General features: G+C 28.2%; 20 protein-coding genes and 1 pseudogene. 5 read left to right on the top strand and 16 right to left on the bottom strand.

Annotated features, from left to right (window positions below):
• Window positions 1-2 precede the first annotated feature (2 nt).
• The 4 genes from AACK86_RS00160 to AACK86_RS06555 all read right to left on the bottom strand — a co-directional run bounded on the left by AACK86_RS00160 (window position 3) and on the right by AACK86_RS06555 (window position 2,357).
• Entirely contained in the window at window positions 3-524 is a 522-nt protein-coding gene (locus AACK86_RS00160; RefSeq protein WP_338981978.1) for a single-stranded DNA-binding protein, read from the bottom strand.
• 24 nt (window positions 525-548) lie between these two features.
• Window positions 549-968 (bottom strand): 30S ribosomal protein S6, encoded by a 420-nt coding sequence (gene rpsF, locus AACK86_RS00155; protein ID WP_338981977.1) that lies wholly within the window; start codon window positions 966-968, stop codon window positions 549-551.
• Between the two features lie 559 nt (window positions 969-1,527).
• Window positions 1,528-1,920, bottom strand: a complete 393-nt coding sequence (locus tag AACK86_RS06560; protein WP_422398303.1) for a transposase family protein — start codon at window positions 1,918-1,920, stop codon at window positions 1,528-1,530.
• On the bottom strand, window positions 1,905-2,357 hold the full coding sequence (locus AACK86_RS06555) for a transposase family protein (protein ID WP_422398248.1): 453 nt from the start codon (window positions 2,355-2,357) through the stop codon (window positions 1,905-1,907). Before AACK86_RS06555 ends, AACK86_RS06560 begins: the two co-directional genes overlap by 16 nt.
• Window positions 2,358-2,448: 91 nt before the next feature.
• Between AACK86_RS06555 and AACK86_RS00145 the strand changes: the two genes are divergently transcribed.
• Entirely contained in the window at window positions 2,449-2,688 is a 240-nt protein-coding gene (locus AACK86_RS00145) for a hypothetical protein (RefSeq protein WP_338981975.1), read from the top strand.
• 153 nt (window positions 2,689-2,841) lie between these two features.
• Here the strand turns inward: AACK86_RS00145 and AACK86_RS06550 are convergent, their stop codons facing one another.
• The gene (locus AACK86_RS06550) at window positions 2,842-3,216 is read right to left on the bottom strand and encodes a transposase family protein (RefSeq protein WP_422398302.1); all 375 of its coding nucleotides are present in this window, start codon (window positions 3,214-3,216) and stop codon (window positions 2,842-2,844) included.
• A 2-nt stretch (window positions 3,217-3,218) separates the two neighbouring features.
• The gene (locus AACK86_RS06545) at window positions 3,219-3,671 is read right to left on the bottom strand and encodes a transposase family protein (protein WP_422398247.1); all 453 of its coding nucleotides are present in this window, start codon (window positions 3,669-3,671) and stop codon (window positions 3,219-3,221) included.
• Between the two features lie 67 nt (window positions 3,672-3,738).
• On the opposite strand from AACK86_RS06545, the pseudogene AACK86_RS06540 reads away from it, so the two are divergent.
• Window positions 3,739-5,929 (top strand): annotated as a pseudogene (locus AACK86_RS06540) (vitamin B12-dependent ribonucleotide reductase); the annotation flags it as partial.
• A 66-nt stretch (window positions 5,930-5,995) separates the two neighbouring features.
• Here AACK86_RS06540 and lysS read toward each other — a convergent pair.
• From lysS to AACK86_RS00085, 10 genes are all read right to left on the bottom strand, one after another.
• Entirely contained in the window at window positions 5,996-7,483 is a 1,488-nt protein-coding gene (gene lysS / locus AACK86_RS00120; protein WP_338981972.1) for a lysine--tRNA ligase, read from the bottom strand.
• 19 nt (window positions 7,484-7,502) lie between these two features.
• Window positions 7,503-8,837, bottom strand: coding sequence for a CoA-disulfide reductase (locus tag AACK86_RS00115; RefSeq protein ID WP_338981971.1), 1,335 nt, complete (start codon window positions 8,835-8,837; stop codon window positions 7,503-7,505).
• Between the two features lie 128 nt (window positions 8,838-8,965).
• Window positions 8,966-9,280 (bottom strand): hypothetical protein, encoded by a 315-nt coding sequence (locus AACK86_RS00110; protein WP_338981969.1) that lies wholly within the window; start codon window positions 9,278-9,280, stop codon window positions 8,966-8,968.
• Window positions 9,231-9,368: a hypothetical protein gene (locus AACK86_RS00105; RefSeq protein ID WP_338981968.1), complete on the bottom strand. Its 138-nt coding sequence runs from the start codon at window positions 9,366-9,368 to the stop codon at window positions 9,231-9,233. The genes AACK86_RS00110 and AACK86_RS00105 overlap by 50 nt, the downstream gene beginning before the upstream one ends.
• Before the next feature lie 60 nt (window positions 9,369-9,428).
• A complete protein-coding gene (locus AACK86_RS00100; RefSeq protein ID WP_338981967.1) occupies window positions 9,429-13,163 on the bottom strand; it encodes an ABC transporter permease in 3,735 nt (1,244 codons plus the stop codon).
• Between the two features lie 600 nt (window positions 13,164-13,763).
• On the bottom strand, window positions 13,764-13,904 hold the full coding sequence (locus AACK86_RS06535) for a hypothetical protein (RefSeq protein ID WP_422398206.1): 141 nt from the start codon (window positions 13,902-13,904) through the stop codon (window positions 13,764-13,766).
• A complete protein-coding gene (locus AACK86_RS06530; RefSeq protein ID WP_422398301.1) occupies window positions 13,867-14,157 on the bottom strand; it encodes a transposase family protein in 291 nt (96 codons plus the stop codon). Before AACK86_RS06530 ends, AACK86_RS06535 begins: the two co-directional genes overlap by 38 nt.
• Window positions 14,142-14,513 (bottom strand): helix-turn-helix domain-containing protein, encoded by a 372-nt coding sequence (locus AACK86_RS06525; protein ID WP_422398246.1) that lies wholly within the window; start codon window positions 14,511-14,513, stop codon window positions 14,142-14,144. The genes AACK86_RS06530 and AACK86_RS06525 overlap by 16 nt, the downstream gene beginning before the upstream one ends.
• A gap of 101 nt (window positions 14,514-14,614) precedes the next feature.
• Complete coding sequence (locus tag AACK86_RS00090) at window positions 14,615-15,139, bottom strand: hypothetical protein (protein WP_338981966.1); 525 nt, start codon at window positions 15,137-15,139, stop codon at window positions 14,615-14,617.
• Window positions 15,140-15,179: 40 nt separating this feature from the next.
• The gene (locus tag AACK86_RS00085) at window positions 15,180-15,554 is read right to left on the bottom strand and encodes a hypothetical protein (RefSeq protein WP_338981965.1); all 375 of its coding nucleotides are present in this window, start codon (window positions 15,552-15,554) and stop codon (window positions 15,180-15,182) included.
• 79 nt (window positions 15,555-15,633) lie between these two features.
• On the opposite strand from AACK86_RS00085, the gene AACK86_RS06520 reads away from it, so the two are divergent.
• The 3 genes from AACK86_RS06520 to AACK86_RS06510 are packed head-to-tail and all read left to right on the top strand — an operon-like array spanning window position 15,634 to window position 16,462.
• Window positions 15,634-16,086: a transposase family protein gene (locus tag AACK86_RS06520; RefSeq protein ID WP_422398245.1), complete on the top strand. Its 453-nt coding sequence runs from the start codon at window positions 15,634-15,636 to the stop codon at window positions 16,084-16,086.
• Window positions 16,071-16,313 carry a transposase gene (locus tag AACK86_RS06515; RefSeq protein ID WP_422398300.1) on the top strand — a complete coding sequence of 81 codons (243 nt, stop codon included), beginning with the start codon at window positions 16,071-16,073 and terminating at the stop codon, window positions 16,311-16,313. The genes AACK86_RS06520 and AACK86_RS06515 overlap by 16 nt, the downstream gene beginning before the upstream one ends.
• An 8-nt stretch (window positions 16,314-16,321) precedes the next feature.
• Window positions 16,322-16,462: a hypothetical protein gene (locus AACK86_RS06510; protein ID WP_422398206.1), complete on the top strand. Its 141-nt coding sequence runs from the start codon at window positions 16,322-16,324 to the stop codon at window positions 16,460-16,462.
• Window positions 16,463-16,552: the final 90 nt, after the last annotated feature.

The following is a 16,552-nucleotide window of genomic DNA, read 5'->3' as shown; positions in this document are numbered from 1 at the left end:
ATTTACTCTCCTCACGCAATAGCATCATCATTATCAAATGTTAAATTTGCACCTTCGCTATTTTCCCCTTGTTCCTTATTATCAACAGCATTATTAACAAAATTAAAATTCATATTATCAAGATCAAATGCCTGATCATCAATTTTTTTCTCAACGGGAGAATTATAATCATTAACAAATGACGGTGTCGCAGCATCGCGAGAATTTCCAACCCCAGCGCCACTACCTCTTGAATCTAAAAACTTAACACTAATCGCTCTAACATCAGTAATTGTTGTTAACACACCATTTTGTTCTTGTTTTCTTGATTGAATGCGACCTTCAACCGCTACTAATGAACCTTTACGAAGATTATTATACATTGAGTCTGCTACCTTTTCTCAAGCAACACAATTAATAAAATCTGCTTGATTATTAAAATTATTAATGGCTATTGTAAAATATAAAAATGATTTATTATTTTTTGCTGACCGTAAATTTAAATCATTAGTAATTCTACCAATTAAAATTACTTTATTTAACATAATATATTCATTCCTTTATGGTATTTACTTATTTTCAGGTTTTTTATAAGTTTCACGCGGTACATAAGGTCTTTGTCTTCTTTCACCGCTATAACGACTTGGTCGCTCATCATTTTCATTAGTATTTAACTTTAAGTCAGCAGTCATTTTATCACTATAATTTTGTTCACTATCAAGATTAATAATTAAATGACGATAGATATCTTGTTCAATTTTAGCAACACGCATAAACTCATTAATTGCTTCTTTATTAACCGCAACTTTTAATATTGTATAATAAGCTTTATTTTTATGATTAATTGGATAAGCTAAATCTCTTAGCCCTCAATCAGTAACACTTTCAACTTTTCCCGTTTGTGTTAAAATATTATGCATCTTTTCTTGCAATGCTTTAATATCTTTACATTCTGGATTAATAATATACATAATTTCGTACTTATTCATCACTTCAACCTCCTCTGGACAATAAATATTATTGGTTCTTTTAACAGAACAAGAAATTAATATGGGAATTTATTAATTCAACAGTAATTATATAACAATCCTCAACATAATAATACTATTATTTACTTTTATTTTTATTCTGTTGATACCTAATCAGCACTTTAATTTCCCAAGCTAGATTTGTCTTAACAGAAGCATAATTTTTTGTTTAAGAAAAAATTTAAAATATATCTCGCACTATAAAAATAATTCGCTATACTAAATAATACAGTCATAAAATAAAGAAAGGAATTTAATTGTTATGTATAGTCAAAAACTAATTAATTCATTAAATGGTGATATTGAAAAATATTTCCCCCATATTAAAACTATTGACAACTCATTTAACATTAGACTTCTTGCATAACCTATTAAAAAAATTACAAATATTTGTAAAAAGACAGTAATAGAAAAATATAATTTTAATTAATTATGTCTTTTATCTAAAAAATTAATATTTTGCCACAACAAAAAATGAATTTATTATTTAAATTCTTTAATTTTAAATAAATCTTTTATGTTAAATTAATAATTGCAAATTATAAATTGAGGCAATTAAATTAAATCTTAAACCAAATCTTTTTCTACGATTACGATATTTTTCTGTCATAATTTTAAATTTTTTAAGAATAGCAAAAATATTTTCAATAATAATTCTCATTTTTGAAACTAGTCTATTATGTTGTTTTTGTGCTTTATTTAAATGGTTTTTCTTTGTTTTCTTTGTAGGTATTAGAACATTATTGTGAATTTTTTGTATTCCTTGATAAGCACTATCAACTATTAATTTGGTATTTTTTAAAATTGGGATTTTTGATTCTTTAAATAAAGCATAATCATGTTTTTTCCCAAGTGAAAAACTTGTTGCAATAATTTTTCTAGTTTCTTGTTCGATAATTACTTGTGTTTTAATGGTGTGTTTTTTCTTTTTACCAGAATAAGATTGTTTTTGTCTTTTTTTGGGCGTTGGATTGGAGTTTCGGTAGCATCAATAATAATAGTTTTATCATTAAAATAATCATTTATTAGTGCTTTTTTACCAGCAAGTTGTTGAAAATCAGAGTTTTTAATTAAAATATCTTCAATTCATTTGATATTGCGATAACAATTAGCTTCACTAATTCCGAAATTTTTACCAAGATGAAAATAAGTCTGATATTCTCGTCAATATGATAAAGTCATCAATAATGTATTTTCTAGTGATAATTTATTATTTTTACCACCTTTTTTAAATTTTTCTATTTCAGCTACTTGTAAAATATCTAACATTTTATTAAAAGTGGATTTTTTTATTCCTGTTAATCTTAACCATTCTTTATCATTAAGAGTATTAAATTTATTATTGTTCATATTTTGATATCCTCATAAATTATATTTTATAAGAATATTTTAATAAAAAAGGTATCGCAAGAAGTCTATTGTTCATAGTGGGGTGTCACGAATGATAATGCTTGACCGTTATTCCCAAAAAGACAAAACATTAGCAAGTCTCAAAGTTGGTGATTTAGTAGTTACAATTGTTCGTGATGATGCCACATTTCCCACGCGAGCAATTGGATATGTTCAAGAACAATTAGCAAATAATTACTATGCAATATTAATTGAAAACGAATATATTAATGGTATTGACCCGAATATTTTACAAAACTCAGTAATAAACAATATTAGACTTCTTGCATAACCTATTAAAAAAATTACAAATATTTGTAAAAAGACAGTAATAGAAAAATATAATTTTAATTAATTATGTCTTTTATCTAAAAAATTAATATTTTGCCACAACAAAAAATGAATTTATTATTTAAATTCTTTAATTTTAAATAAATCTTTTATGTTAAATTAATAATTGCAAATTATAAATTGAGGCAATTAAATTAAATCTTAAACCAAATCTTTTTCTACGATTACGATATTTTTCTGTCATAATTTTAAATTTTTTAAGAATAGCAAAAATATTTTCAATAATAATTCTCATTTTTGAAACTAGTCTATTATGTTGTTTTTGTGCTTTATTTAAATGGTTTTTCTTTGTTTTCTTTGTAGGTATTAGAACATTATTGTGAATTTTTTGTATTCCTTGATAACCACTATCAACTATTAATTTGGTATTTTTTAAAATTGGGATTTTTGATTCTTTAAATAAAGCATAATCATGTTTTTTCCCAAGTGAAAAACTTGTTGCAATAATTTTTCTGGTTTCTTGTTCGATAATTACTTGTGTTTTAATGGTGTGTTTTTTCTTTTTACCAGAATAAGATTATTTTTGTCTTTTTTTGGGCTTTGGATTGGAGTTTCGGTAGCATCAATAATAATAGTTTTATCATTAAAATAATCATTTATTAGTGCTTTTTTACCAGCAAGTTGTTGAAAATCAGAGTTTTTAATTAAAATATCTTCAATTCACTTGATATTCCGATAACAATTAGCTTCACTAATTCCGAAATTTTTACCAAGATGAAAATAAGTCTGATATTCTCGTCAATATGATAAAGTCATCAATAATCTATTTTCTAGTGATAATTTATTAGTTTTACCACCTTTTTTAAATTTTTCTATTTCAGCTACTTGTAAAATATCTAACATTTTATTAAAAGTGGATTTTTTTATTCCTGTTAATCTTAACCATTCTTTATCATTAAGAGTATTAAATTTATTATTGTTCATATTTTGATATCCTCATAAATTATATTTTATAAGAATATTTTAATAAAAAAGGTATCGCAAGAAGTCTATTGTTACTAAACAAAAACATGAACTTGATAAACCATTAGAATTATTTTATGATCAAATTGCTTTTCGCGTTGCTACTAACTTAGCAACTGTTGAAACTAACAACAAAGAGCAATGACAAAATAAGTTTTATGAACAATTAAAAAATCTTAACTTTGTTCCAGCAGGAAGAATTGTTTACAGTGCGGGAAGCAACTCTGATGTTACTTTTTTTAATTGCTTTGTAACGCCAATGATTAAAGACTCAAGAAACGGTATTTCTGAACATCGTAAAGAAGTAATGGAAATTATGTCTCATGGTGGTGGGGTTGGTAGCAATGGTTCAACTTTAAGACCCAAAGGAACCGTTGCTAAAAGTGTGGGTGGCAAATTATCTGGTTCTGTATCATGATTAAACGACTTATCTTCACTAACACACTTAGTCGAACAAGGTGGCAGTCGTCGTGGAGCCCAAATGATTATGTTAGCCGACTGACATCCTGATACTATTAAATTTATCGTTTGTAAAATGCAAAACCCCAAAATTTTAAAATGATTAAAAGAAAATTCACAAGACCAAGCAATCGGCGAAGAAGCAACTAAAAAACTCCGTTTTGAAGCAATACTACCAGCTGAAAAACAATTATTAGAAGCTATTATTGAAAACGAAAACACCGTAGCTCTTCATATTGTGTTGAAACCGCCCGCAAAAAGCTCTTAGATGGCAGTGAATGAAAAGTAAATCGTCCTGAATTTTTAAGCGGTGCCAATATTTCTGTTACCATTAGCTACGCCTTTATGCAAGCGGTAGAAAATGATGCCCAATGAACTTTATAATTCCCTGACTTAGATAACTATTCACAAGAAGAAAAAGAACAATACGATGCCCTTTGACATACGATTGGTGATATTAAACAATGAGAACAAATGGGATTCAAACTTAAAAGCTATTATCAAATGAAAGCTCGCGACTTATGAGACTTAATTAGTTTTTGTGCTACCTATTCAGCCGAACCTGGACTATTTTTCATTGACCAAGCCAACGGTATGACTAACGCTAAAGCCTATGGTATGAAAGTTGTCGCTACTAACCCTTGTGGTGAACAACCACTTGCTCCTTATTCAGTATGCAATCTCGGGGCAATTAACTTAGCTAACTTTGTTAACCGCAATACAAAAGAAATTCTTTGAGATAAGTTAAAAGAAACCGTTATATATTGCTATTCGTTTACAAGATAATGTTATTGACAGTACCCCTTACTTTTTAGAATTAAACAAAATCCAAGCTTTAGGTGAACGTCGGATTGGTTTAGGCGTTATGGGATTACACGACTTATTAATATGAACCGATGTTGTTTATGGTTCAATTGAGGGAAATAGCATTGTTAACAAAGTATTTCAATTAATAGCCGAAACTGCTTATTTAACATCAGTAAATATTGCCAAAGAAAAGGGTTCATTTCCCTTCTTAAAAGACCACAACGCCTTTATTAATACGGGTTATATGAAAAAAATGAACCCCGAAATTCGTAATGCTATTAAAAAATATGGGATTCATAACTCCCACTTACTAACTATCGCTCCTACCGGAACAACAGGAACAATGGTTGGTGTTTCTACTGGCTTAGAACCATACTTTGCTTTTAACTTTTATCGGAGTGGCCGCCTTGGTAAAAATATTAAAGTTAATGCTAAAATCGTTGACGAATGACTAAAATATCATCCCGAATATGTTAATAAACCGCTACCTAATATTTTCATTAGCGCGACGGAACTAACTCCCATTGCTCATGCTGATGTACAATGTATTATTCAACGCTGAGTTGACTCATCAATTTCCAAAACCGTTAATGCTCCTGTTGGCTATACCGTTAAAAATGTGGAAAAACTATATATACACTTATACAAAAACGGTGCCAAAGGTGGTACTGTCTATGTTGATGGATCAAGAAACGCCCAAGTGCTATCGCTAACCGATGACAGCGAACCAATCCAAGAACAACTCAGTCTGTCACCATTAGAAACACCCTTTATCACTAGTCCCCCTAGCAACGCCTTTCCTACAAACCAATACCGTGGCATTAAACAAGACCGCACCCGTGGAACTAATATCGGCGACCTCTGTGCTTTCTGCAATGAAGGCAACATCGTTGAAGCGGGAGGATGCAATACCCTGCGATAATTGCAGTGCTCAACTGCAATGTGGGTTATAACATCTTCAAATTAACAAAAAAGAGTAAAGAATTTAATTCTTTACTCTTTTTTAACGCTTATAATTCTTATTCTTTAATTCGCATATGAGGAAATAATAATACATCTTTGATTGATGATTGTTCCGTTAATAACATTACTAAGCGGTCAATACCAATTCCTAAACCACCAGCTGGTGGCATCCCATATTCTAAGGCTTCAACAAAGTCTAAATCCATTTCATTAGCTTCCTCATCACCTAAATCTCTTAATGCTAACTGGTGTTCAAAACGATTATATTGGTCAATGGGATCATTTAATTCAGAATAACCATTAGCATACTCTCTACCGCCAATAAATAATTCAAAACGATCAGTAAACCGTTCATCAGAACAACTCTTTTTCGCTAATGGCGACACTTCCAGTGGATATCCATAAATAAATGATGGTTGAATTAAGGTTTTTTCAACTAATTGTTCAAAAAATGCATTAATGATATGACCAATCGTATGCTGATGCTTTTCCAAAGTTATGTTATGCTCTTTAGCTAACTTTCGTGCTTGCACTAATGTCATTTCGCGATTAAATTCTACCCCACTAACATTTTTAATTGCTTCCACCATACTCATTTTATTTCATTGCCGAAAATTAATTTTTTGATGATCGTAAGTTATTTCACTACTAGGCAAAATTGCCTTAACTAAATAACTAATTAAATCTTCGGTTAACTGCATCATAAAATTCATATCCTGATAAGCAACATAAATTTCAATCGCAGTAAACTCAGGGTTATGTTTAGCTGACATACCTTCATTACGAAACAATCGACCGATTTCAAATACTTTCTCAAAACCACCGACAAGAAGTTTTTTTAAATACAATTCAGGAGCAACTCGCAAGTAAAATGGCATATCCAAAGTATTATGATGCGTTTTAAAAGGTTTCGCTGTTGCCCCACCTAATATTGGTTGTAAAACTGGCGTTTCCACCTCTAAATAGTCTCTTGTTTGTAAATATTGCCGAATTAAATTTAATATTTGCGTTCTTTTAATAAATACTGCTTTAACTTCTTCATTAACAATCAAATCAACATATCGCCGACGATATCGTTCTTCGGTATCCTTTAAACCATCGTGTTTATTAGGCAACGGTTTTAATGCCTTACTAAGCAATTGAAACGCTACCAGTCTTAAAGTCAATTCCCCAACTTGTGTTTTCATTGCCCCACCAGTAACACTAATGATATCACCTAAATCTAATTGTTCAAAAGCAAGAAATTCCTCCTTAGAAACTTCATCAAAACGAAGATAAACTTGAATTTGACCATCTTGGTCTTGAACATTAGCAAAAATTGCTTTGCCAGCCGTTCTTAAAGCCCTAATTCTTCCCGCAATCGTAATCACATCTGGTTTTCCTTGCAATTGCTCTTTACTATATACATCATATTGTTCTTTAAATTCAGCAGTAGTATGCGTGTATTCTACCTTAGAAATAGCAAACGGATTATGGTTCTCTTTAACTAATTGCTCTAACTTATCGCGTCGCACAACTTCCTGTTCTGAAAATTTTCTTGACATAAATTAACTTCTCCTTTAATTATTTCTTAATTTTACTAGCACCAATATGAATTATATCACTAGTGCGTCCAAAAGGTGGTGCATATACCAAATCCAACTTGGCAATTTCTGGTAATGTCATTTGCTTGCAAATCGCAACCGCTAAAGCATTAATTCTTAAAACTGCTTTATTATAACCAACAATTTGTGCTCCTAATAATTTTAAGGAATCAACTTCATAAAGCAATTTTAATTTTAAGGGCATTTGCTTTGACATATAATTTGGTAAATCATAATCATCAATGATAATTGTTTGATAGTTAAAATTCATTGCTTTTGCTTCTCATTCACTTAATCCAGTCCGAGCAACTTGCAAATCAACAATTTGTAAAATCGCACTTCCCAAAGTTCCTTCTAAGCGATCATCAAGATTGGCAATAACATTAGCAATAACGCGAGCTAATTTAACTGCTGTTGTTGCCAAAGGAAGATATGATTGTTTTTTAGTTACTAAATTAGTAATTGTTGCACAATCACCAACACTATAAACATTAGCAATATTAGTCTTTCCTTGATGATCAATAACAATTGCCCCATTATCCATCATTTCTAAACCCGTATCCTTAAATAATTGCGTATGCGGACGAAATCCCAATGCTAAAACTACTAAATCAGCAGCAATAATTTCATTATTTGCTAATACAATTGCTTGAACATCATTTTCGCCTTGAAAACCTAATAATTGTTTGGAACAATGCACTTGCACAGTTTTTGCCAATAAATATTCTTGTATTATAGTAGTAATCTCAACATCAAAAGCTTTAGCACCAACTCGTTCTAACGCCTCAACTAGAATAACTTCTTTCTGCAAATGACTAAATGCCTCAACCAGTTCCAAACCAATAAAACCACCACCAATAATAGCAATTTTTTGTTTATCTTTAACTTGTTTTCTAATATTGTAAGCATCTTCTTTACTAACGGCTGTAAAAATATTTCCTAAATGGTCATTTTCAAATTTAGGAACAATTGGCATCGCCCCCGTAGCAATAACTAAATTATCATATTGTTTAGTAATTATCTCAGAAGTTACTTGATTACAAATTGTAACCACTTTTTTATCAAAATCAACCACAGTTAATTGCGAGTTTAAAAAAATTTGAATATTTTGTTTTTCAAATCAATCTGGTGTTCTTGCTAATAAATCATTAACATTATCAAATTCTTCAGCAATATAATATGGAATTCCACAAGCGCCTAATGAAACATAACTACTTGCTTGATAAACAATAATCTCCATCGTTACATCATTTCTTCGTAATTTACTAGCACAAGTCATTGCCGATGCCCCACCACCAATAATAATTGTTCGCATAACTTTAATCCTCCTTCTATTTAGTAATTGTTCTTACTAAATAATAACACTATGCACATCAAAAAACCACTTGTGTTTTAATAACAAAAAATACCTTATCATCGCTTAATGATAAGGTACAAATTAAACTAAATTAAGGTTCAATATGTTGGGGCAATATGATGATAAAATCGTTTTACTAATTCCTCAGCATATATTGGAACCTGCGATTCTTTTTTCCATTTTCAAAATTGCCTTCAAAGAAAATTACTATAACCTTGATATTGATATTTTTCAATAACCGTAATCATCATATTTCTTAAAGCAGAATATGATTTAATAAAATTATTTACATAATGAAAATTATATATTGGAATATATTCATATCCTGTATGCTCAGCATAAAACTTTGTATTAACATAATGTTTTTTTCATATCCCGATATACTTTCATTTGTCTAACATTTTCACGATTACTCTGTTGATAATTAATTAAATTAGGTGTTACTAGTGATGTTCCTAACAAAGAAAAAACAATTAAATTTTTTCGCACTTAAACCAACTCCTTTTTATTTTATTATACAATTATGTTCCATTAATTTAAATACCTAAATTAATCCTTTGTTTTTAAAGCTTCAATTGGATTGACGCATTTTAAAATAAATCAACCAACAACAAATGTAATCGCATAAATTGCTAAAATAATCACTAAAACCGCAAAGATTAGTCCTCAACTAAAGTAAAACGGCATAACTCAGGTTGAATTCAATGCTAAATAATTAACTAACTGATTCATAATTACCCAAGCCACAGGAAAACCAATAACAAAAGCAATAAACACAATGGGTAAATACATTCCTAATGTTAATCAATTAATTTTATAATCACTATAACCAATAACTTTCATTGTTGCAATTAACCGACTATTTTCAGTAATAATTATATTAGAAGTAATTAAAATTGTCACAAATGATATTAATAAAGAAATCACCATAAAAGCCCATAATATTGAATCAGCAATACCTTTAATTTCATCAAATACAGATTGATGTGTTGCAATCGGCATTGCAAAAGCAATTGCTCCTTGTCCTAATCCAATATATTTTTGAACTAAATCACCAGAAATCTTATCCTTAGTTATAATACCCTTTAATGTTAACTGCGTAAAATCACCATACATTTGTGCCACACTAATACTATCAGTAATATCAGTAATATTTTTATTTAATGAAAATTTAGCATTAAACAAAGGAAACATCGCCTGCACAGCCTCATCATATGTCATATTAGGAAATCTTTGCTTAAATTCTGGCGTTGTATCATTACCAAAGTGAGTAACTTCTTGAAATATATCTTTAATTTTCTCATAATGTTCTGAAAGCTCTCAACTTTTACCTTTTTTAATATAACCTAACATCACATCAGCATAATATTTAGGTAAAAACATTTTAGGATCACCATAACCTTCTTGGATACCAATAACGCGCATTTTCTGATTTTGATTATCTTCAGTTTTAATATAAACATCACCACTAATAATTTTTTTATACATTGCTGAAGGATCAGTATCGAATGAAAAATACAATACTGTTTCTTTTTCAATATCATTATTTCTCACTTCTTGTAAACCATTTTCTAATTCTTTTAGATTCCAATTTTTCAGGTCAACAATCTTACTATCAGCCGTAGCAGCTTTAGAATATAATGATTGCTTATTAGGATTAATATCTAAAATGTCACCTTGATTAATTTGCAGATGTTTAGCAATAGTTTGATTAATAACTACAGGAATAATTTCCGCATTAAGCGAATGATTTTCATACATTGCTTCTAAAAGATTATTATTATCTTTATCTAATAAAAGATTCATTTTACTACTTCGTTCAATACCATAAGCTTTAAGCTTTAACTTTTTTTTATTTTCATAAGTAATATTACCACGAGAAATTGTTTCAATATTAGGCTTAAAATAAGTTGCTAACTCATCTTCATCAGGATTATAAGGTGTCAATCCAAATTGAATATTAAAGGTTTTAGTAAGCCCTCACTCATTAGCAATTGCTTTCAGTTTTATTACTACCTTATTTAAATACCGATTTCATTGTTCATCATCTTTATTTGGCTTATTAGTTTGACCATTATTAAGTCGTTTTTTAATTTCCTCATAAATTTTTAATACCACGTCATAGCGGTTTTTATAATCAGCATCATTAGTAGCAGCAACATTCATTTCATCAATAAAGCCATTATTTTCTTGTAAAGTTAACGGATTACCATTAGTAAACTCTGCAGTAGGATTCATTAAATCTCCCGACTGTAAAATATCAATTGCTAAACTAACTTCAATTTTTCTTAAAGTTAATTCTAATGATGATAACTTACTACGAACAAAATAAGGCGCCCTTTTTGTCGTAGCACTAATGATACAATCAGTAATTGTATGTCTTGCCTTATCGGCTTCTGTTTTATTGTTCCAATCATCAACTGCCAGCATGCAAGTAATATTTTTAAACGGTGTGAATTCAGCTGTTGGTTCTAACTTCGTTAAAATTGAATTAAGATAAAAATTTAAATCAAAAAGACGATAATTTAAAGTTACAAGTTTTAATAATTCTACAAATTCCGGACGATATCGTTTTACATTCGGCTTGATTTTCTCTTCAACCATTAATTTTGGTGAATAAAGATCACCATCAATTCCTTGTTGATTATTTTTAATTTCTGGATTATAAACACCATACGATGAAAGAATTGAATTTCAAATCGGAGTTTCATATTCAGTAATTGATTCATAATTAATTCCCTTATAAGTTGCGGTTCGCATATCTTGTAAAGCTTTTGGTCCCGTAATGGAAAATGTTAATAACAATGTTGCTGAAACCATTGTAATCATTACTGTTAACATCTTCGCAATTGATTTTGAAAAAACTGCTCAACGAAACCGCGTTGTAAATCGTTTGCCACGATTTAAATAATTAAATCATCTTGTTAAAATCGTTGCTCCCATATTTTCTTCGGGATGTAATAATTTCAAAGGGCTACCTTTAATATATCAAATTGAGGCCACAATTGTTATTAAACCTAATAAAAGAAAAGTTCCGCCAGTTGAAAACAATAATGATAGCCAATTAAAACTAAATTTCCCTAATGGAAGCGTAAAATATCAATTAAATACACTTATAATAGGAATTTGTAAACAAATACCAACTAAATATCCAATAATTCCCCCAACAATAGCAGCAATTAATGGATATACTAAAAACCCTTGGGCAATACTAAACGAAGAATAACCTAAACTTTTTAAAACACCAATTTGCGTACGAGAATTTTGAACGCGTTTTTTTGTTACTAACGCAATCACAAATCCAGCAATGATAAGCACCATTAATAGCAAAGCAATTGCCATAATTTGATAAGCAACCAAAATTGTTTTTAGCGTATTAACACGACCACTAAAATCATATTCAGGATAATTGGCATCATTAACCGCAAATACAAAATCATTATTACTATCATTACTAAGAAAATAATCCTGTAATTGTTTTTGAATTAAGGAAATATTTTGTTCACTACCAGCACCTCACTGAGCAACAAAATATCCTTCACGATCAACTTCAGAACTTAACGAAATTTTTTCAACACTTTTATTATATTGTCATTTAATACCTTTTTCAATTAATTGCCTATTTTTATTAGGACTAAAAAGTCCTAATTGGTGCGGATGAACAAATGCCATCCCCTCACGCGCTTGATTAGGAATTGGCGTTGTTAAATCAAGTTGGGGAAACATATAATCAACAGAAGTTCCTAGCCCGACAATTTCTAAAGCATTATTATCAAGATTATTAACATCACACTGTTCTGACTGTAAACAAATAATATCACCAACACGATATTTATTTTCATTAGCAAACTCAGGCGATAACACCACTTCCTGCTCAGATTCAATATTGCGACCTTCTGTAATAACTAATTTATCAATCGTATCTTGAATTTCAAGAGCAATAACTTTAAACAAACTTACATTATTATCAATAACACGAGAAACCATTCGTCCTTCACGATATGCAAACACAAAATTATTATTTTTTTCATTAGCAACTCTGACTTTTTCCATTGCTCATTGAACATAAGCAGTTTTCTCAACTAATGCCTTTTGAACATTAACATCAGTTTCATCAGCTTCTTTTCCAGGAATCCGATTTTTATTTCTTAAATCAACAACAAAATGATGTAAATTAGATGCTGTAATAAAATTCTCATAAGAATTATTAATTCTTTGTGTTGTTGTATACATTAAAGTAAAAATAACTGCCGTTAAAACTATTAAAAGAATTAACCCTATCATTTGAATCTTATTTCTTAAAACTGACTTAAAAGCGTTTTTAAGAACATAATAGTTTTTGAGTTTTCCAAAATTAAAACCTTGTCATTTCATTTTTTTCACTATTAAACTCCTTTTAAATATGTTAATTGTTACCTTGCTTTTTTCGCATTGTTTAAATTATACATTAAAAAATTCTATTCTTGAAATTTCTTAATTTTTTGCACAATACTTTGTTGATGAAGTTTAAAAACACCAACAAAATATGATACCAAATATACTACTAACTCAATAGCAATCCCTACTATAAATATGTCATCACTGTCAATTAACCGGTAAACTAAATTCAGTTAATTTCGCAACAAAGATAAATAATTCTTTTAAAATAATAATACTTATTGGCACGCCAACTAAAAATGCAATAATAATGGTTGGAATATATGCACTCATAATAATAGACTTCTTGCATAACCTATTAAAAAAATTACAAATATTTGTAAAAAGACAGTAATAGAAAAATATAATTTTAATTAATTATGTCTTTTATCTAAAAAATTAATATTTTGCCACAACAAAAAATGAATTTATTATTTAAATTCTTTAATTTTAAATAAATCTTTTATGTTAAATTAATAATTGCAAATTATAAATTGAGGCAATTAAATTAAATCTTAAACCAAATCTTTTTCTACGATTACGATATTTTTCTGTCATAATTTTAAATTTTTTAAGAATAGCAAAAATATTTTCAATAATAATTCTCATTTTTTGAAACTAGTCTATTATGTTGTTTTTGTGCTTTATTTAAATGGTTTTTCTTTGTTTTCTTTGTAGGTATTAGAACATTATTGTGAATTTTTTGTATTCCTTGATAACCACTATCAACTATTAATTTGGTATTTTTTAAAATTGAGATTTTTGATTCTTTAAATAAAGCATAATCATGTTTTTTCCCAAGTGAAAAACTTGTTGCAATAATTTTTCTGGTTTCTTGTTCGATAATTACTTGTGTTTTAATGGTGTGTTTTTTCTTTTTACCAGAATAAGATTGTTTTTGTCTTTTTTTGGGCGTTGCATTGGAGTTTCGGTAGCATCAATAATAATAGTTTTATCATTAAAATAATCATTTATTAGTGCTTTTTTACCAGCAAGTTGTTGAAAATCAGAGGTTTTAATTAAAATATCTTCAATTCACTTGATATTGCGATAACAATTAGCTTCACTAATTCCGAAATTTTTACCAAGATGAAAATAAGTCTGATATTCTCGTCAATATGATAAAGTCATCAATAATCTATTTTCTAGTGATAATTTATTAGCTTTACCACCTTTTTTAAATTTTTCTATTTCAGCTACTTGTAAAATATCTAACATTTTATTAAAAGTGGATTTTTTTTATTCCTGTTAATCTTAACCATTCTTTATCATTAAGAGTATTAAATTTATTATTGTTCATATTTTGATATCCTCATAAATTATATTTTATAAGAATATTTTAATAAAAAAGGTATCGCAAGAAGTCTAATATTTGACAATTCATGAATTTTATAACCTAAAGTTTGAAAAACAATAATCATCTTCTTATTCTCAGTAATAACAATATTAGTAATCATTACTAAAATAACCACAGAAATTGTCGTTGCAAAAAATGTTATAATTGCAATAATATTATTATACTTCAAAGCAATTTGCTTAATAGCACTCATATCCAATAATGAATTTAACAATGGTTTTAAACCTTGTAAATTATTATTACCATCAGTTCTTAAAGTTATTCAATCTTGAACTTCTAAATTATCTTGTTGTGAATATTTAGCATTATAAGAATTCTCATCCAAACCAAAGACAAAACGCATCGCATCAAGTGGTGCATATACATAAGAATTTTGATAAAAATCAGCAATCCCAACAATTTTAAAATTTACTTTTTGGATAGTATCATTATATTTAAACTCAATTACAAAATAATCATTAATCTTTAAATCACGCAAAGTTGCCATTACTGAATTAATTACTAATGGTATTGGTTTATTAATATCTTTAGCTTCATTTCAATTGGCTAATTCTTGTTCTAATTAATGGATACAAATTATTTTCATTCTCATCTTCTAATTTTAAAAACGCTTTGTAATGTTCAAAATCAACACTATGAACCATCAAACTTCCTAATGCTTTATTATTATTACTAATAGTTTCACCAAGAAGCAACAAATATGGTAATTCATTATCTTGATAAGGAACAAAATTAAAACCAACATTTGTTGTAATTACTTTTCTAACATTACCCTCATCATCAGTTTTAGTTGTTTTTGAAAGATTCGCTAATTCTCGTAAAATAAATCAGTTTTCAATAACCATTTGTGTTTGCTGAATGGTAACACTTTCTTTAAAAGAAAATAAATTATTAATTGCCATTGTTAATTTATTAGACTTCTTGCGATACCTTTTTTATTAAAATATTCTTATAAAATATAATTTATGAGGATATCAAAATATGAACAATAATAAATTTAATACTCTTAATGATAAAGAATGGTTAAGATTAACAGGAATAAAAAAATCCACTTTTAATAAAATGTTAGATATTTTACAAGTAGCTGAAATAGAAAAATTTAAAAAAGTTGGTAAAACTAATAAATTATCACTAGAAAATAGATTATTGATGACTTTATCATATTGACGAGAATATCAGACTTATTTTCATCTTGGTAAAAATTTCGGAATTAGTGAAGCTAATTGTTATCGCAATATCAAGTGAATTGAAGATATTTTAATTAAAAACTCTGATTTTCAACAACTTGCTGGTAAAAAAGCACTAATAAATGATTATTTTAATGATAAAACTATTATTATTGATGCTACCGAAACTCCAATCCAACGCCCAAAAAAAGACAAAAACAATCTTATTCTGGTAAAAAGAAAAAACACACCATTAAAACACAAGTAATTATCGAACAAGAAACCAGAAAAATTATTGCAACAAGTTTTTCACTTGGGAAAAAACATGATTATGCTTTATTTAAAGAATCAAAAATCCCAATTTTAAAAAATACCAAATTAATAGTTGATAGTGGTTATCAAGGAATACAAAAAATTCACAATAATGTTCTAATACCTACAAAGAAAACAAAGAAAAACCATTTAAATAAAACACAAAAAAACATAATAGACTAGTTTCAAAAATGAGAATTATTATTGAAAATATTTTTGCTATTCTTAAAAAATTTAAAATTATGACAGAAAAATATCGTAATCGTAGAAAAAGATTTGGTTTAAGATTTAATTTAATTGCCTCAATTTATAATTTGCAATTATTAATTTAATATAAAAGATTTATTTAAAATTAAAGAATTTAAATAATAAATTCGTTTTTTGTTGTGGCAAAATATTAATTTTTTAGATAAAAGACATAA

The sequence above is a fragment of the Spiroplasma endosymbiont of Eupeodes luniger genome (assembly GCF_964019525.1).
In the GTDB taxonomy this organism is placed as follows: domain Bacteria; phylum Bacillota_I; class Bacilli_A; order Mycoplasmatales; family Nriv7; genus Nriv7.
The sequence above is the reverse complement of the archived record's forward strand: the minus strand, read 5'-3'. Positions and strand labels throughout refer to the sequence as shown.